The organism is Erwinia artemisiae, from assembly GCF_051400835.1.
Classification (GTDB): domain Bacteria; phylum Pseudomonadota; class Gammaproteobacteria; order Enterobacterales; family Enterobacteriaceae; genus Erwinia; species Erwinia aeris.
Genome location: NZ_JBLFFM010000001.1, coordinates 209,202 through 229,849, shown reverse-complemented (window position 1 = coordinate 229,849; position 20,648 = coordinate 209,202). Strand labels below are relative to the sequence as shown.

The following is a 20,648-nucleotide window of genomic DNA, read 5'->3' as shown; positions in this document are numbered from 1 at the left end:
TATTAAAACAATCGCTCGAAGAGGTTAACCGCCCGACGCCCGATTGTGGCAAAATAGCTATTATGAATGGTCGGCGCAAAGGTTAGCGCAGCCCCTGATGTATCTGGAGAGTCACATGCAGCTTAAACGGGTAGCAGAAGCCAAACTGCCCACGCCGTGGGGAGATTTCCTCATGGTTGGTTTTGAAGAACTGGCAACCGGTCACGATCATGTGGCGCTGGTTTATGGCGATATAACGAACAGCGAGGCGGTGCTGGCGCGCGTGCATTCCGAGTGCCTGACGGGCGATGCTCTGTTCAGCCTGCGCTGCGACTGCGGTTTCCAGCTGGAGGCGGCGCTGAACCATATCGCGGAAGAAGGCCGCGGCGTTCTGCTTTATCACCGTCAGGAAGGCCGCAATATCGGTCTGCTGAATAAAATCCGCGCCTATGCCCTGCAGGATAAAGGCTACGATACCGTTGAGGCTAACCACCAGCTTGGCTTTGCGGCCGACGAGCGCGATTTTACCCTTTGCGCGGACATGTTTAAGCTGCTGGGCGTTAATGAAGTGCGTTTGCTGACCAACAATCCGCGTAAGGTCGAGATCCTTAGCGAGGCGGGGATTAATATCATCGAGCGCGTGCCGCTGATTGTCGGGCGCAATCCTGAAAACGCGCACTACCTTGATACCAAAGCCGAGAAGATGGGTCATCTCTTGCCAAAAGAGTAACGGATACGGGGCCGACAGCGTCCCGTTTTGTTTTTCCGCGCGGCGTATTCCCCCTTCCGCGCAAAAAAATGCCCCTTATCAGGGGCATTTTTATTTTAGCTCTCGACCAGCATGTTACGTATAACGTAGTGCAGGATGCCGTCGTTGCGGTAGTAGGTCAGCTCATTGCCGGTATCGATACGGCAGCGCGTTTGCAGCGTTTCCTGACTGCCGTCCGCACGGGTCAGCGTGACTTTCACCGTGCCGCCGGGCTTCAGCTGGCTCAGGTTTTCCACGTCGATCTGCTCGTCACCGGTCAGCCCCAGCGTTTTACGCGTTACGCCTTCCGGGAACTCCAGCGGCAGTATGCCCATCCCAATCAGATTTGAACGGTGGATACGCTCAAAAGATTCGGCGATGACCACGCGCACCCCCAGCAGGCGCGGGCCTTTAGCCGCCCAGTCGCGGCTGGAGCCGGAGCCATATTCTTTCCCGGCGATCACCGCCAGCGGCGTCCCCTGCTGCTGATATTTCATCGCCGCATCGTAGATCGCCAGCTGCTCGTCGCCGGGCACGAAACGCGTCATGCCGCCTTCCACGCCCGGCACCATTTCGTTGCGGATGCGAATGTTGGCAAAGGTACCGCGCATCATCACTTCATGGTTGCCGCGTCGCGAGCCGTAAGAGTTAAAATCGCCCCGCTCGACGCCATGAGCAAGCAGATAGCGCCCGGCCGGGCTTTCCGCTTTGATACTGCCGGCAGGCGAAATATGGTCGGTAGTGACCGAGTCGCCCAGCATCGCGAGGATCCTGGCGCCCTTGATATCAACAACCGGCTTCGGCTCTTTTTCCATATCATCAAAGAACGGTGAAAGGCGAATATAGGTAGATCCTTCGTCCCAGTCGTAGGTGGCCGCTTCGCTAACGCTGATGGCCTGCCAGTCCGGCGTGCCTTCAAACACTTCCGCGTACTCTTTATGGAACATATCGGTGGAAACCAGCTGTACCGCTTCCGCAATCGCTTCTGGTGACGGCCAGATATCTTTCAGATATACCGGCTTGCCGGTCTTGTCAGTACCAAGCGGATCCGTTTCCAGATTAACATTCATATTGCCGGCCAGCGCATAGGCCACCACCAACGGCGGCGAAGCAAGCCAGTTGGTTTTGACATAAGGATGGATTCGGCCTTCAAAGTTGCGGTTGCCGGAAAGCACCGCGCCAACCGTCAGGTCGCCTTTTTTAATCGCGCTCTCGATAGCGTCAGGCAGCGGGCCGGAGTTACCGATACAGGTAGTACAGCCGTAGCCAACAAGGTTAAAGCCCAGCTTGTCCAGATAAGGCGTCAGTCGCGCCGCCGCCAGATAGTCGGAAACCACTTTGGATCCCGGCGCCAGCGACGCTTTTACCCACGGCTTGCGGTCCAGGCCAAGCATTACCGCGTTTTTCGCCAGCAGGCCCGCCGCCATCAGGATACTGGCATTGGAGGTATTGGTGCAGGAAGTAATGGCTGAAATCACTACTGCGCCATCTTCCAGCTGATGCTCCTTGCCCGTGGCGCTGTCGCGATAGCTGACCGACTGGTGCTGTTTCTGCGCCCGATTGACTTCCAGCTCGTTACTGGCCTGGAAAGCCTGCGGCACTTCGCCCAGCGAAACGCGATCCTGCGGCCGTTTCGGCCCGGCCACGCTCGCTTCAACGGTAGCCATATCCAGCGCCAGTGAACTGGTAAATACCGGCTCATCGCCGGGATTACGCCACAGCCCCTGCGCTTTGGCGTAGGCTTCCACCAGCGCCACCTGTTCGCTGCTGCGGCCGGTAAGTTTCATATAGCCCAGCGTGACGTCGTCCAGGGGGAAAAAGCCGCAGGTTGCGCCATATTCCGGCGCCATATTGGCGATGGTAGCGCGATCCGCCAGCGGCAGGTCAGCCAGGCCATCACCATAGAATTCAACGAATTTCCCTACCACGCCGTGTTTACGCAGCATCTGGGTCACGGTCAGCACTAAATCCGTGGCGGTAATGCCAGGATTGAGTTTACCGTTAAGCTTGAAGCCAACCACGTCAGGGATAAGCATTGACACCGGCTGCCCCAGCATAGCGGCTTCCGCCTCGATACCGCCCACGCCCCAGCCCAAGACGCCCAGCGCGTTAATCATGGTAGTGTGCGAGTCCGTGCCAACAAGCGTGTCGGGATAGGCAACTTCCTCACCGTCCTGCATTTCATGCCATACCGCCTGGCCGAGATATTCCAGGTTGACCTGGTGGCAAATCCCGGTGCCCGGCGGCACCACGCTAAAACGGTTAAAGGCTTTCTGCCCCCAGCGCAAAAAGACGTAGCGCTCATGGTTACGCTCCATCTCCAGACGCACGTTTTCTTCAAAGGCGTCGTCGTCGCCGAAACGGTCAACGGTAACCGAGTGGTCGATAACCAGATCGACTGGCGAAAGCGGATTCACTTTAGCCACGTCCCCGCCCAGTCTTTTCACCGCTTCGCGCATAGCGGCCAGATCGACCACCGCGGGCACGCCGGTAAAGTCCTGCATCAGCACGCGGGCGGGCCGATAGGCGATCTCGCGGTCGGCATGCGCCTGAGCCAGCCAGCCTGCCAGCGCGCGGATGTCCTCATCGGTAACGGACTCTTCATCCTGCCAGCGCAGCAAGTTTTCCAGCAGCACTTTCAGGGATTTGGGCATACGGGAGAGATCGCCAAGCTGCCCGGCGGCTTTGGCCAGGCTGTAATAGTGATAACGTTGACCTTTAACTTCCAGCGCGTCTTTTGTTATTTCACGTAGGGTAGACGACATTACTCCTCCTTCGTTTATCTTCGCATAACCTGAATAAAAGCAGGGTTTGATTTAAAGATAGTACAAAGTTGGCGTAACGTTTTGATAACATCGATGAAGCATAAAAGAAAAACGCCCCGCTGATTGCTCAGCGAGGCGTCGTTAATATCTGTTTAAATATGCTTTATTAATGCATGACCATGCTCAGCCAGAGCAGGCTAGCCCAGAATAAGGCTGAAAACGTCCAGGCACTGAACCATGTCATTTGAGTTAAATTCATTTTTGCCCTCACTCAGGTCTTATAAGACCAAACGTATTACTTCAAAACCTCACGCCTTTGCGAGCAGGTTTTACCGTTTATCAATGGGTTGCCATTGTGGTTTCCCATCGTTGGGCCGACAGCGTGCCCTGACCAGAAATAGCTGGTCCGTTAAATAATGTTAATATTTATATTTGTCATGGTTAAAACAAAGAGTGAATATAAGCGTAAGGCTTAAGCTTTATTCGTTTTATCCGTCATAAAATCAATAAAGTTACGTTGCACTTCGCTCAGCCCCCAGCTTTCCGGGATGATGCTCTCTCTCGCTTTGCTTTTACACTCTACTTTTTTCAACTTAACAGCTTGCTGTGGTTTTTGATCCGAATACTGCAGGTGCATCGCTACCCCCATATCTGCCAAATCACGACTGCAACAGCTCCCCAAAACAGCGCCGATGCGGCGAATACCGCTAACCAGGCCTTACGTCTCAGATTGCTGTTACGCTGAACCTTCAGAGCTTTGTGACCGAAGTCGGTTTCTACAGAAATTCTGCTAGCCATAGTTTTTGATAATCACTCTCATTGAAACGATTGTTTTGAGCAATCAGAAATTAGGAGGAATCCTAAACATTTTATGGCGTGAAATCCAGCTATTTTTATTACGCCGAACGATTAATAGTATTCATTAAAGTTTATGAAATCTATTGATCGTACTTAACCAAACTCGCGTTAACAAATTACCCTTTAAGCCAAATTTACTGACAATAGCTGTTTTTTCGCACCATTGATAAATCAGCATTTATTGAAACCTCCTTGCCGTTCGCGCCCTGTCGCGCCTTGATAACCAGAGTATGAGAATCATCCTGGAGGTGCGCAAAGATGCCCGCTGAAAAATGTGTACTGTTTCTCATTTAATGAATAACTTTGGAAAAACATGTGATGGGGGCGGCATTTACGTAAAAAGAATAAAAAGATTTTATCAATTGCAGTAACAGGCAGGACCAATGATTATCGCAGAGCCGCGTCGCGGCTCTGAATAGGGATGCAGGGACGGAAAATTATTTGGCGGGTAATTTAATATCTTTAAACATTGCTTCAATATCTTCGTTCGAGCGCAGCCCCACGGCCGTATCGACGACGTCACGGGTCAGGTGCGGCGCGAAACGCTGAATAAAATCATACATGTAACTGCGCAAAAAGGTGCTGCGGCGGAAGCCGATTTTGGTGGTGCTGAAGCTAAAGACGTCCGTAGCTTCTATTCTGACCAGATCCGGATCCGAGACCGGATCGACCGCCATGCTGGCGATGACACCCACGCCCAATCCTAAACGTACGTAGGTTTTAATCACGTCCGCATCCGTCGCGGTGAAAACGATACGCGGCGTCAGGCCAGCCCGATTAAACGCCGTATCCAGCTCTGAACGTCCGGTAAAGCCGAAGGTATAGGTAACCAGCGGATACTCGGCTAACTCTTCGATAGAGACTTTTTCTTTGCCTGCCAGCGGATGATCCGGCGTCACCACGATGGCGCGATTCCAGTGATAGCAAGGCAGCATAACCAGATCGTCATAAAGATGCAGCGCTTCGGTAGCGATAGCAAAATCCGCGTTGCCTTTAGACACCGCTTCTGCAATTTGCGTAGGCGAGCCCTGATGCATATGCAGCGAAACGCGAGGATAGCGTTCGATAAAGCCTTTAATCACGTTGGGCAGCGCGTAGCGGGCCTGCGTGTGCGTTGTAGCAACATACAGCGAGCCTTTATCCGGCCAGGTATGTTCCCCGGCGACTGATTTGATGGCTTCGACTTTTGACAGCACTTCGCGGGCGATACGGATAATTTCCTGGCCTGCGGGCGTGACCTGCGTCAGATGCTTGCCGCTGCGGGCAAAGATCTGGATACCCAACTCGTCTTCCAGCATACGTACTTGCTTACTGATCCCGGGTTGCGATGTATAAAGCCCCTCAGCCGTTGAAGAGACGTTCAGATTGTGATTGACCACTTCAACGATGTAACGCAGCTGCTGCAATTTCATGTTTGATCCGTCCAGTTTGGCGCCGCGCGCCGACGGGCTGTGCTGACAGAGCACAACGTATCGGCCTAATGCGATTTTATAATAAGGAAAGGTATATCTATAACAATCATATCAAAGATGGGTGGAATGTATAGCAGGGCTGAAGCCGCAGGAGAAAAACGGGCCAGCTGAAACGCCGGCCCGACAGGTTATTTCTTACTGGCTTTCGCCGCTTTTTCGGTGACGGCCCATTTGCCGTCGACGTAGAACGCCGTCCAGCCTGTAGCCTTACCTTCTTTTTCCGTACTGACGTACTGCTGCTTCGTTTTGCGGCTGAAGCGCACTACCGTCTTGTTGCCTTCATCATCGGCAACCGGCGCGTCGGCCAGATAGCGCAGCTTTTCCGGCAGGCGATCGCGGAAGCGTTGCAGCTCTTCCACCAGCGGCGCGCGCGTCTCCCTGGATTTAGGGAAGGTGTTGGCCGCCAGGAAAACGCCTGCCGCGCCGTCGCGCAGTACAAAGTAAGCATCCGATTTTTCGCACTGCAGCTCCGGCAGCGGAACCGGATCTTCTTTCGGCGGCGCAACATCGCCGTTACGCAGGATCTTACGGGTATTTTTACAGTCGTCGTTGGTGCAGGCCATGTACTTGCCGAAACGCCCCATTTTCAGGTGCATCTCCGAGCCACACTTTTCGCACTCTACGATCGGCCCGTCATAGCCTTTGATACGGAATTCGCCCTGCTCGATTTCGTAACCGTCGCAGCTTGGGTTGTTGCCACACACGTGCAGTTTGCGCTGGTTATCGATCAGATAGCTGTCCATCGCCGTGCCGCATTTGCCGCAGCGACGGCGCGCGCGCAGCGCGTTGGTTTCCGCATCTTCGCCTTCGAGAATATTCAGTACTTCATTCTCTGGGATCAGATTGATGGTTTGTTTACAGCGCTCTTTCGGCGGCAGCGCATAGCCCGAGCAGCCGAGGAACACGCCGGTGCTGGCGGTACGGATACCCATCTTACGCCCGCAGGTTGGGCAATCGATGGTGGTCAGCACCATCTGGTTCGGCTGCATGCCGCCCTCTTCCGGATCTTTATCCGCCTTTTCCAGCTGCTGGCTGAAGTCGGCGAAAAATTTATCCAGCACGCCTTTCCACTGCGCTTCGTTGTTGGCAACCTGATCCAGGCTGTTTTCCATATGCGCGGTGAAGTCGTAGTTCATCAGCTCGCGGAAGTTTTCTTCCAGCCGGTCGGTAACGATTTCGCCCATCTTTTCCGCATAGAAGCGACGGCTTTCCACGCGCACGTAGCCGCGATCCTGAATGGTCGAGATAATCGAGGCGTAGGTAGAAGGACGACCGATGCCGCGTTTTTCCAGCTCGCGCACCAGCGAGGCTTCGCTGAAGCGTGCCGGCGGTTTGGTAAAGTGCTGGCTTGGCTTCAGCTGCTGCAGCGCCAGCTCTTTACCCACTTCAACCGGCGGCAGCGTGCGATCTTCATCGCCCTTGCGCAGCGCAGGCATCACGCGGGTCCAGCCGTCAAAGCGCAGCGTGCGCCCTTTCGCCTTGAGTTTAAACTCGCCGGCGCTGACGGTCAGCGTCGTGGAGTCATACTGCGCCGGCATCATCTGACAGGCAACGAACTGACGCCAGATTAGCTGATACAGCTTCTGCGCGTCGGCTTCCATATCCTTCAGCTGCTCGGCCAGGACGGCGACGTCCGAAGGACGGATCGCTTCGTGCGCTTCCTGCGAGTTATCTTTGCTGGCATAGGCATTGGCGGCCTTCGGCAAATATTTTTCGCCAAATTCGTTTTCAATATAGCCGCGCACCATGCTGACCGCATCCTGACTCAGATTGGTCGAGTCGGTACGCATATAGGTAATGTGGCCCGCTTCATAGAGGCGCTGTGCCATCATCATGGTTTTTTTCACGCCGTAGCCCAGACGGGTACTGGCCGCCTGTTGCAGCGTTGAGGTAATAAACGGCGCGCCGGGCTTGCTGCTGGTCGGCTTATCTTCACGGTCGGTAACCTGATAGCGCGCTTTTTCCAGCAGGCTGACGGCGGCCTGGGTCTGCTCGCCGTTAACCGGACGGAAAGGCTTGTCGTGCTGATGAGTCACTTCCATCGGCAGCAGCGTGCCTTCCGGCGTATTCAGATCGGCATGCAGTTCCCAATACTCTTCCGGCACGAACGCTTTGATTTCGCGCTCGCGCTCCACCACCAGCCGCACGGCGACCGACTGCACGCGCCCGGCGGACAGTCCGCGAGCGATTTTCTTCCACAGCAGCGGCGAAACCATATAGCCCACCACGCGGTCCATAAAGCGGCGCGCCTGCTGAGCGTTAACCCGATTGATATTCAGTTCGCCCGGCTTGTCGAAAGCCTGACGAATAGCATTTTTGGTGATTTCGTTAAACACCACGCGGCTGAAGCGCGAATCATCACCGCCGATCACTTCCCGCAGGTGCCAGGCAATGGCTTCCCCTTCGCGGTCAAGGTCGGTTGCGAGATAGATGTGGTCGGCATTTTGCGCCAGCGCTTTCAGCTCGGAGACCACTTTCTCCTTGCCGGGAAGGATCTGATAGTTCGCTTCCCAGCCGTGATAAGGATCGACGCCCATCCGGCTTACCAGCGCGGCCTTCTCGTCCTTTTTCACCTTTTTGGTGGTCTTACTGGTTGTAGAGTCAGCGCTCTTTTTAACTGTTGATCCACTGGTCGGCAAATCGCGGATATGACCGACGCTGGATTTCACCACGTAGTCGTTTCCGAGATATTTATTGATTGTTTTGGCTTTTGCCGGGGACTCAACTATTACGAGAGCTTTGCCCATATTTACCTTTACCTGATTAAAACATCCGAGAGTAAATTGTGCCGAAAGCCTGCGGGCAATCCAGCGCGTTAAAACCTTCATGGCCGACGGCAGAATCCGGCACTTTCCCTGTTAACGCTTCCCGCTCAGGAAGCCAACTCACTGATTAACGACACCTTTTACAAACTGTTAAGCGCATCACTAACAAAGCGTAAAGCCAGTTTTACGCCCGGAACCCGAAACGCCCACACTCTACCTGATAAAATCTGTTACGCAACTTAATTAGCATCCACAACGGATTTACGCCAGAAAGTCATAAAAAAGCGTGTGGGCAGGCAAGCGCCCATCGGCATTGAGTTTTTGCGGCAGCGCGGCGTAATATACTGCTCATCTGCCGTCTCTATAAAGGAGAGAATTCTGTGAAGCATACCCAGGCTATTGATAAATCCGCACTCCTGCAAAAGGCGAACGAGCTCATCGCGGAGCACAAGGATTTTTTTCCCGGACTGAGCGCCACCGACGTGGAGCAGAAAGGCGACGTGCTGGTTTTTTGCGGCGACTATTTTCTGGACGAGCAAGGCTTGCCCGGCAGTAAAAGCACGGTGGTGTTTAACGTTTTTAAGTTTCTGGCCACGGAGCTGTCGCCGCTTTATCACTTGCAGGAATAGCGCCCGCCAGGCAGGCGCTAACAGGACTACAGCAGCGGCTTCTCGCCACGCTGCCACAGGCGCAGCAGCAGGCGTTCGACGCTGACGCTGGCGCTTTGCGTAAAGCGATCCATCATTTTTTTGCGCTTCACGTAGTGCACCGCAACCACTTCCCGCGCCTGCATCTGGTCGATAATCAGATCGTCGCTGGTGCCGATAGCGTCAACCAGGCCTTTTTCCAGCGCCTGGGTGCCGAACCAGTGTTCGCCCGTCGCCACGCTGTCGATGTCCAGCGTCGGGCGCATCTGATGCACAAACTCTTTAAACAGCTGATGCGTCTCGTTGAGATCCTCGCGGAATTTTTCGCGGCCCTGCTCGGTGTTTTCGCCAAACAGCGTCAGCGTGCGCTTGTACTCTCCGGCCGTATGCAGCTCTACGTCAATTTCATTGCGCTTCAGCAGGCGGTTGAAGTTAGGGATCTGGGCAACCACGCCGATCGAGCCAATGATAGAAAACGGTGCAGCCACGATGCGATCGGCCACGCAGGCCATCATATAGCCGCCGCTCGCCGCTACCTTATCCACCGCCACGGTCAAACGGATGTTCTTATCGCGCAGCCGCTGAAGCTGGGAAGAGGCCAGCCCGTAGCCGTGCACCACGCCACCCGGACTTTCCAGACGCAGCAGCACTTCATCCTGCGGTCTGGCGACGGCCATAACCGCCGAGATCTCTTCACGCAGCGAGGCGACCTCGTGCGCGTCCATGCTGCCTTTAAAATCCATCACGTACAGCGTGGGTTTGCTTTCGGCTGGCTTAATACCTTGTTTCGCCTCGGCTTTAGCGGTTTTCGCCTCCAGCTTGTCCTTTTTTTTCTGCTCTTTATACCAGCGTTTTTTGTCATGCGGCTTCATGCTCGCCAGGCGCATTTCATCCTTTATCTCCTGATACGCCTCATTCAGCCGCGTCAGGCGCAGCTGGCCGCCCTGAGCGCGTTTACGCATGGCCAGATGCGTAATCAAAATAGCAATGGCCGCGATCGCCACGACCACCGTGACCGTCTTGGCCAGAAAAAGTCCGTAGTAAGAGAGTAGTTCCACGCATTCCGCCTTATTTAACATCCAATTAGATCAGCAGCTAGTGTAGCCGAGTCGCTGCCCGTCGTCGCCCGGATCCGTTGAGTACGCAAAGATAGCGCTGCGCAGAGACCAGGCATTCGGGCGGTTTACTGTTGCGGTCAATGGATTAGCGGCGTTACCCTGTTTCCCTTCCGCACTAAGCATCGCCAGAGGCGCATCAATGAATTATCAACCTGCCAGTCAATTGCTCAACGATCGTATTATTCTTGTTACCGGCGCCAGCGACGGCATTGGCCGCGAGGCTGCTGTCACCTACGCTCGCTATGGCGCGCAGGTTATTTTGCTGGGACGCAACGCGCAGAAGCTGCAAAATGTGGCGGATGAAATCGCCGCTGTCGGCAAGCCTTCGCCGCTTTTCTTTACGCTGGATTTGGACAGCGCCACGCCCGAAGCGTGCCGTCAGCTGGCCGATGAAATTTCCCGTCATGTCTCCAGGCTGGACGGCGTGCTGCATAACGCGGGCCTGCTGGGCGACGTGGTGCCCATGACCGAGCAGGATCCCGCCGTCTGGCAGCAGGTGATGCGCGTAAACGTTGACGCCACTTTCTTCCTGACTCAGGCGCTGCTGCCGCTGCTGCTGAAGTCACAGGCCGGCTCGCTGGTGTTTACCTCTTCCAGCGTGGGCCGCCAGGGACGCGCGGGCTGGGGCGTCTACTCCGTCTCTAAATTCGCCACCGAAGGCATGATGCAGGTGCTGGCTGAAGAGTATCGCGGCCAGCTGCGCGTCAACTGCATTAACCCCGGCGGCACACGCACCAAAATGCGCGCCAGCGCCTTCCCGCAGGAGAACGCAGGCAAGCTGAAAACCCCGGCGGATATTATGCCCACTTACCTTTACGTGATGGGCGATGACTGCACGGAAAGCGGCGTCAGCTTCGATGCGCAGCCAGGACGCAAACCGGGAGCAGCGGAATAATGGCCGACGATCGCCACCAGCAGCGTCAACAAAAGCTGAAGGAAAAAGTTGACGCGCGCATTGCCGCCGCGACCGAAACGCGCGGCATTCTGATGGTGTTTACCGGTAACGGCAAAGGCAAGACCACGGCCGCTTTCGGCACTGCCGCCCGTGCGGTGGGCCATCAAAAGCGCGTGGGCGTCATTCAGTTTATTAAGGGCGAATGGCCAAACGGCGAACGCAATTTGCTGGAGCCGCACGGCGTGGAGTTTCAGGTGATGGCCACCGGCTTCACCTGGGATACGCAGAACCGCGAAACTGATACCGCCGCCTGCCTTGAAGTCTGGCAGCACGGCAAACGGATGTTGCAGGATGCGTCGCTGGATCTGGTGGTGATGGATGAGCTGACCTATATGGTGAGCTTTGACTATCTGCCGCTGGAAGAGGTCATGGCGGCGCTGCGCGCCCGTCCGCCTCAGCAGAGCGTTATCATTACCGGCCGGGGCTGTCATCGCGATTTGCTGGCGCTGGCGGATACCGTAACCGAAATGCGTCCGGTTAAACACGCTTTTGATGCGGGGATCCAGGCGCAGCAGGGTATCGACTGGTAACAGGCCAAAAAAAAGGGCGAATCGCTTCGCCCTTTTCTGTTAACGCTTGCTGGTCGTACGGCGGTTGCCGCTGACCTGAGTATGGCGCTTGACGGCGCGACGGATCTGATTGGCCTTGGTACGGCGACGATCTTTTTCCAACGCCACTTTGCTGGTGGTTTCCGGCGGCAGCCCAACCAGCTCGCGCAGATAGTTGGTCGGCGGCAGATCCAGCTCCGTCCAGCCGCCGCGCGGCAGCCCTTTCGGCAGCGTGATGTCGCCGTAGCGGGTACGGATCAGACGGCTGACCTGCACGCCTACCGATTCCCACAGGCGACGCACTTCGCGGTTGCGGCCTTCGGTCAGCGTAACGCTATACCACTGGTTGATGCCTTCGCCGCCGGTAAACTTCAGCGTTTTAAACGACGCCGGGCCATCTTCCAGCTGTACGCCACGGCTCAGCTGCTTCAGCTTATCGTCATCGACCTGCCCAAACACGCGTACGGCGTATTCCCTTTCCACTTCCCGGCTTGGGTGCATCAAACGGTTAGCCAGCTCGCCATCCGTTGTGAACAGCAGCAGGCCGCAGGTGTTAACGTCCAGACGCCCTACGGCGATCCAGCGTGCGCCACGCAGCTTGGGTAAACGGTCGAATACGGTAGGACGGCCTTCGGGATCGTTACGGGTGCAGAGTTCGCCTTCCGGTTTGTAATAGGCCAGCACGCGGCAAACTTCATTAGTGGATTCCGCTACCGAAACCAGATGGCCGTCGATACGGATTTTTAATGCTTTACTCGGCTCTACGCGGTCGCCCAGCGTGGCCATTTTGCCGTCCACGCTAACGCGCCCGGCAGAAATCATGGTTTCAATTTCGCGGCGGGAACCATGCCCGGCGCGCGCTAAGACTTTCTGTAATTTTTCGCTCATGGCGCTGCCTCTTTGTCGCCTTCCCAGGCGTCATAAAATGAATGGGCCGTTACTCAGGAGGCGGGGCTTTTTGCGGCTGAATGCACGCGACGCCCGCCCCATTTTCAGGGGAAGCGCATTCTACACTAAGTTATCGGCTATTGATAACGCTACCGGGCCGTTTGCCAGGGAAAAGATGCGCCATCCTGAAAAGCGGCGGCGTCGCCCGCTATCGACGGACGGCCACTCATTCCCGGCGCTTACCAAAGCGGCCGCCCTAAGCCAATTTAACGCCGGGCCGCGCCGCGTTATTTAAGGCAAATGTTATCGCCTTGTTGATATATATTTAGTTATTTTAAGTTAAATTAAAGTTAATGTATTTTCTGCCGATACTGCGCCGCGCCTGAATTTCACCTTGATTAAACCCAAATAGCCACCTCAGCAGAGGGTGAATCCATTAAGCAAAATGTTTCTCCGATGTTAAAACCACTTTTTTACGCCAGGTCAGTGATTAAAGCTGACTTAACACAAATGACCAACGCAAATACTAAAGCCATCTCCAAACAAATAGCTTATCGCCATTTTAGATTGAGTTAATTCATCGTAATTGCGGTTTTAATTATTTTCGGCTGTTTATTTATTTGATCCACTAATTAGTTTGTGTAGAATTCACTCAGGCCAAAAAGAGCCTGCACAGTGAACTGTTAAACAGTCACAATAAAAATTTTAGTTAAGTCGTAAATTATTTTGCAGTAAACGTCAGTTAAAAAACAGAGGGGAGCACGACTCCCTGTATAACGCCGATTTCAATCGGCATCGGCCTTGCACGTCGTCAATCTTCACCAGGGATTTACTGACGTGTCCGACAAAGTGTAACTATTATGAAAAGAATAATGCCCCTCGCGGCGTTGGCTTTGCTGACGCTGACCGGCTGCTCTGTAGGTAAATATGAGTACAGCAGAGAAGCACTGAAACGTGTCGATATGAACTTTACCGGCATTCCTACCGTGCTGGGCGTCGGCTCGCTGGGTACCAGCATTCCGATTACGCCCGAGTACAGCCTGACTGCCGCTCACGTGGCTAAACTCTCCGTACAGCGCGTTAAGGCTTATCATCCTTACTGCGACCTGGCGATTATCTATCATAAAAACGACATGAAAACCCTGCCAAAATTCCGCCAGGGTGAAATTGGCGCGCCGGTAAAAATGTACGGCTACAGCTTTATTACCGCCATGCCGGTGGAATCTTCCGGCGTTAACCTGGCGCGGACCGGTATTCGCAACGAATGGAACAAGCGTCCCTGCGTAGCGATGGCTTCCAATGCGGGCGTGGTGAAAGGCATGTCGGGCGGCGCGGTCTATAACGGCGATGATACAATCGGCGGCGTGATAGTTGGTTTCACCAATCAGATTAAAAGGCATAAGGCCGGTAGCGCACCGTTGAAAGATGTGTCACTTTATATTCCTTATGCGGATTTTAAAGACTGGCTGCAAAAAACAACGTCGTGAGAATAATATGCTCGCGTATTAATATCTGAAAAGTAATTATCTATGTTTATTTATTAAGGCTCGCCTTTTTGACGAGCCTGATATTATTCAGAGAAAAGGTTTAATGTCGCCTGCGCCTTCGCGCACAACCTGCGGCGTACTTTCGGTTAAATCGATAACCGTAGTAGGTTGCTGCCCCAGATAGCCGCCGTGAATAATTAAATCAACCTGCTTGCCGATCGTCTCCTGAATCGCTTCCGGATCGGATTCGGTAAAATCGTTGCCCGGCAGCATCAGCGAAGTGGACATCAAGGGTTCGTTCAGCGCCTCCAGCAGCGCCAGCGCCACCGGATTGGAAGGCACACGCAGACCAATCGTCTTACGCTTATCGCTCATCAGACGGCGCGGCACCTCTTTGGTCGCCTTCAAAATAAACGTGTAGTTGCCTGGCGTATTATTTTTAATCAGGCGAAACGCGGTATTGTCCACGTACGCATAGGTAGACAGCTCTGAAAGATCGCGGCAGACCAGCGTAAAGTTATGGTCGCTGTCCAGCTGCCTGATGCGACAGATGCGCTCCATCGCGTTTTTATCTTCCAGCCTGCAGCCCAGCGCATAGCCCGAGTCCGTAGGATAAACGATGACCGACCCTTTATGCAGCAGCTCTACGGCCTGTTTGATCAGCCGGGGCTGGGGGTTTTCCGGGTGTATATAAAAGAACTGACTCATAATCGACCTCATGCCTGTCGCGCGACGGGCGAACAGGATCAAATTTCAGGAAAGCGCAGCCAGACGGCTTCCACACCGGCCGGAAGCCATAATTTTTTTCCCAGCTCTATCCACGGACAGGGCTGATGGAAATCAGATCCCTGCGACGCGGCCAGCTGGTAGTCCTGCGCGTAACGCGCCAGCTGCGTGCGCTCGTTGGGCGCCTGCTGGCACTGTGCGACCTCCATTGCATCCCCCCCTTCTTCTTTAAAGTGGGCGATTAAACGCTTCAACCATTTTGCGGAAAGGCCGTAGCGGCCCGGATGAGCCAACACGGCACGCCCGCCAGAATGATGAATAGCATCAATGGCTTGTTTAATTGTACACCACTGTGGCGGCACGTAGCCGGTTTTGCCGCGCGCCAGGTAATTTTTAAAGACCTGCGCCATATTATCGGCCTTGCCCTGCGCAATTAAGAAGCGGGCAAAATGGCCTCGGGTGATCGCGCCGCCGTCGGCCAGCGCCAGCGCGCCTTCCAGCGCACCGGGAATGCGCGCTTTCTCCAGCCGTTCAGCTATCAGCTGCGCGCGAACCATTCGACGATCGCTCTGTGCCTGCAGAAACTGCTTCAGCACGGGATGCTCTTCTTCCACGCCCAGTCCGACAATATGAATTTCGTGATTTTCCCATAGCGAAGAAACTTCGACGCCCGCTATCAGCCGCAGCGGCAGCTGGTGTCTGGCGATGGCTTCGCGGGCGGGCTGCACGCCGTCAACCGAATCGTGATCGGTGATAGCAAGGACACCGACGCGTTGCTCCACGGCTCTGAGCACCAGTTCTTCAGGCGTTAACAGGCCGTCAGAGGCGCGGGTGTGGCTGTGTAAATCGTAGATGGGCCAGGGATTAAGCGGGGTTGCAGACAAAACGACTCCGGAAAGCGCTAAAAAGGTCGCTGCATGATACCCGCAATTGCGGGCAAGAGAAAAAGAGTATTGACATTTCCGTCACGAACCAGTTAACTAGTACGCAAGTTCACACACAAGGTAGCGAAAAATGAAAAACACAATGACAACGAACGGCTGGTGGCGTACTTCTTCCTGAACGGGCGGAGAAGTCGTGCACGCAGCTGTCGCTGTAACGCTACCCAGGCCCGCCGCAAGCGGGCCTTTTTTTTAGCCAAATTTGAGAACTGACCTTATGCAAACGCAAACTACAGTGAAGTTGATTACCGGCGCCGCGCCCTACCGTGAGGATCCGGCCGCGCTCTTCCACCAGCTCTGCGGCGCGCGTCCCGCTACGCTGCTGCTGGAGTCGGCGGACATTGACAGCAAACGCAACCTGAAAAGCCTGCTGATTATCGACAGCGCGCTGCGCATTAAGGCGCTGGACGATACCGTTACCGTCCAGGCGCTGTCGGAGAATGGCCGCGCGCTGCTGCCGCTGCTGGATGCCGCGCTGCCGGAGTCGGTTATCAATACCGTACGTCCCGACGGCCGCGAGCTGCGTTTTCCGCAGGATAATGCGGTGCAGGATGAGGATTCCCGTCTGAAGACGCTGTCGGTGTTCGACGCGCTGCGCCTGATCCCGCATTTGCTGAAAAGCCCGGCGGACGAGCGCGAGGCGATGCTGCTTGGCGGCCTGTTCGCTTACGACCTGGTGGCAGGATTTGAAGATCTGCCCGGGCTGGACAACGACCAGCGCTGTCCCGATTACTGCTTTTATCTGGCCGAAACGTTACTGGTGATCGACCATCAGAGCCAGAGCGCGCGCTTACAGGCCAGCCTGTTTACGGCAGCGCCCGGCGAATTTTTACGCCTGCAGCGCCGTATCGAACAGCTGCACGGCCAGATGCTGCAGCCCGCGTCCGCTATTCCGGTGCAGCCGCTGGAGACAATGTCGCTTGCCGTCAGCCAGAACGACGAGGAGTATTGCGCCGTGGTGCGCAAGATGCAGGAAGCCATCCGCAGCGGCGAAATCTTCCAGGTGGTGCCGTCGCGCCGCTTCTCGCTGCCCTGCCCGTCGCCGCTGGCCGCCTACGACACGCTGAAGAACAGCAACCCCAGCCCCTATATGTTTTTTATGCAGGATCAGGATTTCAGCCTGTTCGGCGCCTCGCCGGAAAGCTCGCTGAAGTATTCGGCCGACAGCCGCCAGATCGAAATTTATCCGATTGCCGGAACCCGCCCGCGCGGTCGTCATGCCGACGGCTCGCTGGATCGCGATCTCGACAGCCGTATCGAGCTGGAGATGCGTACCGACCATAAAGAACTGGCCGAGCATCTGATGCTGGTAGATCTGGCGCGTAACGATCTGGCGCGCATCTGCGAGCCGGGCAGCCGCTACGTGGCCGATTTAACCAAGGTCGACCGCTACTCTTTTGTGATGCACCTGGTTTCCCGCGTGGTAGGCAAACTGCGTAAGGATCTGGATGTGCTGCATGCCTACCGCGCCTGTATGAATATGGGCACGCTGAGCGGCGCGCCGAAAGTTCGCGCCATGCGCCTGATCGCCGAGGCGGAAGGCACCCGGCGCGGCAGCTACGGCGGCGCGGTCGGCTACTTTACCGCCAGCGGCGATCTGGATACCTGCATCGTGATCCGCTCAGCCTACGTCGAGGATGGCATCGCTACCGTTCAGGCCGGCGCGGGCGTGGTGCTGGATTCCAACCCGCAGGCGGAAGCCGATGAGAGCCGCAATAAAGCCCGCGCGGTGCTGCGCGCCATCGCCACTGCCCATCACTGCAAGGAGATTTTCTGATGGCTGATATTCTGCTGCTCGACAATATCGACTCTTTTACCTGGAACCTCGTCGACCAGGTGCGCGCTTTCGGTCATAACGTAGTGATCTACCGCAATAACGTGCCTGCCGACACGCTGATAGCCCGTTTGCAGGAGATGGACAATCCTGTGCTGCTGCTGTCGCCAGGCCCTGGCGCGCCGTCCGATGCGGGCTGTATGCCGGAACTGCTGCGGCGCCTGCGCGGACAGCTGCCGATTATCGGGATCTGCCTGGGCCATCAGGCGATTGTGGAAGCCTACGGCGGCCACGTCGGCCAGGCGGGCGAGATCCTGCACGGTAAAGCATCAGCCATCACCCATGACGAGTCGGCCATGTTCGCCGGGCTGAGCAATCCGCTGCCCGTGGCACGCTACCACTCGCTGGTCGGCAGTAACGTACCGATTGAGCTAACAATTAACGCGACTTTTAACGGCATGGTGATGGCGGTGCGTCACGACGCCGACCGCGTCTGCGGTTTCCAGTTTCACCCGGAATCGATTCTGACCAGTCAGGGCGCACGCCTGCTGGAGCAGACCCTGGCCTGGGCGCTGGCGAAATAAGGAGAGCATGATGAACGCAATACTGGAAAAACTGTACCAGGCGCAGACCCTGACCCGCGACGAGAGCCACCAGCTGTTCTCCGCCATTGTCACCGGACAGCTGGAGCCAACCCAGCTGGCCGGCGCGCTGATCGCCATGAAGATCCGCGGCGAACGGCCTGAAGAGATCGCCGGGGCCGCCACGGCGCTGCTGGCGGACGCCAAACCCTTTCCGCGCCCGGAGTACGCCTTTGCCGATATCGTTGGCACCGGCGGCGACGGCAGCAACAGCATCAATATTTCTACCGCCAGCGCCTTTGTGGCGGCGGCCTGCGGGCTGAAGGTGGCAAAACATGGCAACCGCAGCGTCTCCAGCAAATCCGGATCTTCCGATCTGCTGGCAGCATTCGGCATCAATCTGGCTATGCCAGCCGAACAGGCGCGCCAGGCGCTGGACGATCTTAACGTCTGCTTCCTGTTTGCGCCGCAGTACCATACCGGGTTCCGCCACGCGATGCCGGTGCGCCAGCAGCTGAAGACCCGCACGCTGTTCAACGTGCTTGGCCCGCTAATCAACCCGGCGCGGCCGCCGCTGGCGGTGATCGGCGTTTACAGCCCGGAGCTGGTGCTGCCGATTGCCCAGACGCTGAAAGTGCTGGGCTATCAGCGCGCGGCGGTGGTGCACGGCGGCGGCATGGACGAAGTGGCGCTGCACAGCGCGACGCAGGTGGCGGAGCTGCGTGACGGCGAAATCACCAGCTATCAGCTGACGCCAGAAGATTTTGGCCTGAGCTATCATCCCCAGGAGGCGCTGGCGGGCGGCTCGCCGGAAGAAAACCGTGACATTCTGACGCGATTGCTCCAGGGTAAAGGCGAGCAGGCGCACGAAGAGGCCGTGGCCGTTAACGTCGCGCTGCTGCTGAAGATTTTCGGCCAGGAAGACTTACGGGAAAATGCGCAAAAGGCGCTGAAAGCGATCCGCAGCGGCCAGGCCTATGAGCGCGTGGTCGCGCTGGCAGCAAGAGGATAATATGGAAACCGTACTGAACAAAATTGTGCAGGATAAGGCGATTTGGCTGGCCGAGCGCCAGCAGCGCCAGCCGCTGGCCTCGTTTCAGAACGAGATCGAACCGGCGACCCGCAGCTTTTATCATGCGCTGTCAGGCGCCAGAACCGTTTTTATTCTGGAATGCAAAAAGGCCTCGCCCTCAAAAGGCGTGATCCGGGAAGATTTCGATCCGGCCGCCATTGCGGGCGTTTATAAAGATCACGCTTCGGCCGTTTCGGTACTGACCGACGAAAAATATTTCCAGGGCAGCTTCGATTTTCTGCCGGTGGTCAGCGCCGCCATTACCCAGCCCGTGCTGTGCAAAGATTTTATTATCGATCCGTATCAAATTTATCTGGCGCGCTACTACCAGGCAGACGCGATCCTGCTGATGCTTTCCGTAGTGAATGACGAGCAGTATCGCCAGCTGGCCGCCGTGGCGCACAGCCTGAATATGGGCGTACTGACTGAGGTGATTAGCGACGAAGAGCTGGCGCGCGCCACCGCGCTGGGCGCCAAAGTGGTTGGCATCAATAACCGCGACCTGCGCGATCTCTCTATCGATCTCGACCGCACGCGTCGTCTTGCGCCTAAAGTTGCCCATGGCGTAACGGTGATCAGCGAATCAGGCATCAATAACTATGCTCAGGTTCGCGAGCTGAGCCACTTCGCCAACGGCTTTTTAATCGGCTCCGCCCTGATGTCGGAGGCGGATCTTTCCGCCGCCGTGCGTCGGGTCATTATTGGCGATAACAAAGTGTGCGGCCTGACCCGCGCCGGGGATGCGCGGAGCGCGCTGGAAGCCGGGGCGGTCTACGGCGGCCTGATTTTCGCCGAAGGCTCGCCACGCAAAGTGACGCCGGAGCAGGCGAAAACGGTGATGGCGGGCGGCGCGCTGAAATACGTCGGCGTGTTCCGTAACAACTCCCTTAGTGACGTTGTCACTATCAGCCGCGAGCTGGGCCTTTCTGCCGTACAGCTGCATGGTGATGAAGATCGGGATTTTGTCGCCGAGCTACGCCGTCAGCTGCCGGATGAGGTAAAAATCTGGAAGGCGTTCAGCATTCGTTCCGCGCTGCCTGCCCGCGACTGGCCGCACGTCGATCGCTACGTCTTTGACAACGGCAGCGGCGGCACCGGCAACCGTTTCGACTGGGCACTGCTGGAAGGCGAAAAGCTGGATAACGTGCTGCTGGCGGGCGGCCTGGGCGCCGACAACTGCGTCAGCGCCGCCCGACTTGGCTGCGCCGGCCTGGATTTTAACTCCGGCGTCGAAAGTGCACCCGGCCTGAAGGATGCGGACAAAATCGCCTCGGTGTTTCAAACGCTGAGAGCCTACTGACCGTCTGGCGTCGCTACGGCGGCG

At 56.2% G+C, this 20,648-nt stretch carries 16 protein-coding genes and 1 pseudogene; 8 read left to right on the top strand and 9 right to left on the bottom strand.

Going from position 1 to position 20,648, the window contains the following annotated elements; genetic code table 11:
* The first annotated feature begins 115 nt into the window (after positions 1–115).
* Complete coding sequence (ribA, locus tag ACMGEE_RS01120; RefSeq protein WP_125287710.1) at positions 116–709, top strand: GTP cyclohydrolase II; 594 nt, start codon at positions 116–118, stop codon at positions 707–709.
* A gap of 95 nt (positions 710–804) precedes the next feature.
* Here the strand turns inward: ribA and acnA are convergent, their stop codons facing one another.
* The 5 genes from acnA to topA all read right to left on the bottom strand — a co-directional run bounded on the left by acnA (position 805) and on the right by topA (position 8,569).
* Positions 805–3,492, bottom strand: a complete 2,688-nt coding sequence (acnA, locus tag ACMGEE_RS01115; protein WP_436829495.1) for an aconitate hydratase AcnA — start codon at positions 3,490–3,492, stop codon at positions 805–807.
* Between the two features lie 472 nt (positions 3,493–3,964).
* The gene (locus ACMGEE_RS01110) at positions 3,965–4,129 is read right to left on the bottom strand and encodes a YciX family protein (protein ID WP_253453836.1); all 165 of its coding nucleotides are present in this window, start codon (positions 4,127–4,129) and stop codon (positions 3,965–3,967) included.
* Positions 4,130–4,131: 2 nt separating this feature from the next.
* Positions 4,132–4,290 carry a YmiA family putative membrane protein gene (locus ACMGEE_RS01105; RefSeq protein ID WP_125287712.1) on the bottom strand — a complete coding sequence of 53 codons (159 nt, stop codon included), beginning with the start codon at positions 4,288–4,290 and terminating at the stop codon, positions 4,132–4,134.
* 497 nt (positions 4,291–4,787) lie between these two features.
* Positions 4,788–5,762 carry an HTH-type transcriptional regulator CysB gene (cysB, locus tag ACMGEE_RS01100; RefSeq protein WP_253453834.1) on the bottom strand — a complete coding sequence of 325 codons (975 nt, stop codon included), beginning with the start codon at positions 5,760–5,762 and terminating at the stop codon, positions 4,788–4,790.
* A gap of 188 nt (positions 5,763–5,950) precedes the next feature.
* The gene (gene topA / locus ACMGEE_RS01095) at positions 5,951–8,569 is read right to left on the bottom strand and encodes a type I DNA topoisomerase (RefSeq protein ID WP_253453832.1); all 2,619 of its coding nucleotides are present in this window, start codon (positions 8,567–8,569) and stop codon (positions 5,951–5,953) included.
* A 398-nt stretch (positions 8,570–8,967) separates the two neighbouring features.
* On the opposite strand from topA, the gene ACMGEE_RS01090 reads away from it, so the two are divergent.
* A complete protein-coding gene (locus ACMGEE_RS01090) occupies positions 8,968–9,216 on the top strand; it encodes a DUF2498 family protein (RefSeq protein ID WP_253453830.1) in 249 nt (82 codons plus the stop codon).
* Positions 9,217–9,242: 26 nt separating this feature from the next.
* Here ACMGEE_RS01090 and sohB read toward each other — a convergent pair whose 3' ends face one another.
* Complete coding sequence (gene sohB / locus ACMGEE_RS01085) at positions 9,243–10,292, bottom strand: protease SohB (RefSeq protein ID WP_125287716.1); 1,050 nt, start codon at positions 10,290–10,292, stop codon at positions 9,243–9,245.
* Between the two features lie 199 nt (positions 10,293–10,491).
* Between sohB and ACMGEE_RS01080 the strand changes: the two genes are divergently transcribed.
* Together ACMGEE_RS01080 and cobO are read left to right on the top strand one after the other, a co-directional pair.
* On the top strand, positions 10,492–11,247 hold the full coding sequence (locus ACMGEE_RS01080; protein ID WP_436829494.1) for a YciK family oxidoreductase: 756 nt from the start codon (positions 10,492–10,494) through the stop codon (positions 11,245–11,247).
* Positions 11,247–11,837, top strand: a complete 591-nt coding sequence (gene cobO / locus ACMGEE_RS01075; protein WP_253453826.1) for a cob(I)yrinic acid a,c-diamide adenosyltransferase — start codon at positions 11,247–11,249, stop codon at positions 11,835–11,837. Before ACMGEE_RS01080 ends, cobO begins: the two co-directional genes overlap by 1 nt.
* A 39-nt stretch (positions 11,838–11,876) precedes the next feature.
* On the opposite strand, the gene rluB is transcribed toward cobO, so the two are convergent.
* Entirely contained in the window at positions 11,877–12,743 is an 867-nt protein-coding gene (rluB, locus tag ACMGEE_RS01070) for a 23S rRNA pseudouridine(2605) synthase RluB (protein WP_253453824.1), read from the bottom strand.
* A gap of 860 nt (positions 12,744–13,603) precedes the next feature.
* Here rluB and ACMGEE_RS01065 point away from each other — a divergent pair.
* Entirely contained in the window at positions 13,604–14,230 is a 627-nt protein-coding gene (locus tag ACMGEE_RS01065; protein ID WP_436829493.1) for a serine protease, read from the top strand.
* A gap of 87 nt (positions 14,231–14,317) precedes the next feature.
* On the opposite strand, the gene ACMGEE_RS01060 is transcribed toward ACMGEE_RS01065, so the two are convergent.
* On the bottom strand, positions 14,318–14,938 hold the full coding sequence (locus ACMGEE_RS01060) for an L-threonylcarbamoyladenylate synthase (RefSeq protein WP_369894660.1): 621 nt from the start codon (positions 14,936–14,938) through the stop codon (positions 14,318–14,320).
* A gap of 38 nt (positions 14,939–14,976) precedes the next feature.
* A complete protein-coding gene (gene rnm, locus ACMGEE_RS01055) occupies positions 14,977–15,840 on the bottom strand; it encodes an RNase RNM (RefSeq protein ID WP_301251638.1) in 864 nt (287 codons plus the stop codon).
* Between the two features lie 274 nt (positions 15,841–16,114).
* On the opposite strand from rnm, the gene ACMGEE_RS01050 reads away from it, so the two are divergent.
* From ACMGEE_RS01050 to trpCF, 3 genes and pseudogenes are all read left to right on the top strand, one after another.
* Complete coding sequence (locus ACMGEE_RS01050) at positions 16,115–17,674, top strand: anthranilate synthase component 1 (RefSeq protein ID WP_436829492.1); 1,560 nt, start codon at positions 16,115–16,117, stop codon at positions 17,672–17,674.
* A pseudogene (trpD, locus tag ACMGEE_RS01045) lies at positions 17,674–19,264 on the top strand (bifunctional anthranilate synthase glutamate amidotransferase component TrpG/anthranilate phosphoribosyltransferase TrpD). The gene ACMGEE_RS01050 and the pseudogene trpD overlap by 1 nt, the downstream one beginning before the upstream one ends.
* Before the next feature lies 1 nt (position 19,265).
* Complete coding sequence (gene trpCF / locus ACMGEE_RS01040; protein ID WP_253453814.1) at positions 19,266–20,624, top strand: bifunctional indole-3-glycerol-phosphate synthase TrpC/phosphoribosylanthranilate isomerase TrpF; 1,359 nt, start codon at positions 19,266–19,268, stop codon at positions 20,622–20,624.
* The last annotated feature ends 24 nt before the right edge of the window (positions 20,625–20,648 follow it).

Bases quoted from the DNA above. Each gene is read 5' to 3' on its own strand.
- topA (WP_253453832.1), bottom strand. From the start codon at position 8,569: ATGGGCAAAGCTCTCGTAATAGTTGAGTCCCCGGCAAAAGCCAAAACA.
- rluB (WP_253453824.1), bottom strand. From the start codon at position 12,743: ATGAGCGAAAAATTACAGAAAGTCTTAGCGCGCGCCGGGCATGGTTCC.
- ACMGEE_RS01110 (WP_253453836.1), bottom strand. From the start codon at position 4,129: ATGCACCTGCAGTATTCGGATCAAAAACCACAGCAAGCTGTTAAGTTG.
- cobO (WP_253453826.1), top strand. From the start codon at position 11,247: ATGGCCGACGATCGCCACCAGCAGCGTCAACAAAAGCTGAAGGAAAAA.
- ACMGEE_RS01105 (WP_125287712.1), bottom strand. From the start codon at position 4,290: ATGGCTAGCAGAATTTCTGTAGAAACCGACTTCGGTCACAAAGCTCTG.
- ACMGEE_RS01060 (WP_369894660.1), bottom strand. From the start codon at position 14,938: ATGAGTCAGTTCTTTTATATACACCCGGAAAACCCCCAGCCCCGGCTG.
- acnA (WP_436829495.1), bottom strand. From the start codon at position 3,492: ATGTCGTCTACCCTACGTGAAATAACAAAAGACGCGCTGGAAGTTAAA.
- ribA (WP_125287710.1), top strand. From the start codon at position 116: ATGCAGCTTAAACGGGTAGCAGAAGCCAAACTGCCCACGCCGTGGGGA.
- cysB (WP_253453834.1), bottom strand. From the start codon at position 5,762: ATGAAATTGCAGCAGCTGCGTTACATCGTTGAAGTGGTCAATCACAAT.
- ACMGEE_RS01080 (WP_436829494.1), top strand. From the start codon at position 10,492: ATGAATTATCAACCTGCCAGTCAATTGCTCAACGATCGTATTATTCTT.
- trpCF (WP_253453814.1), top strand. From the start codon at position 19,266: ATGGAAACCGTACTGAACAAAATTGTGCAGGATAAGGCGATTTGGCTG.
- ACMGEE_RS01050 (WP_436829492.1), top strand. From the start codon at position 16,115: ATGCAAACGCAAACTACAGTGAAGTTGATTACCGGCGCCGCGCCCTAC.
- ACMGEE_RS01065 (WP_436829493.1), top strand. From the start codon at position 13,604: ATGAAAAGAATAATGCCCCTCGCGGCGTTGGCTTTGCTGACGCTGACC.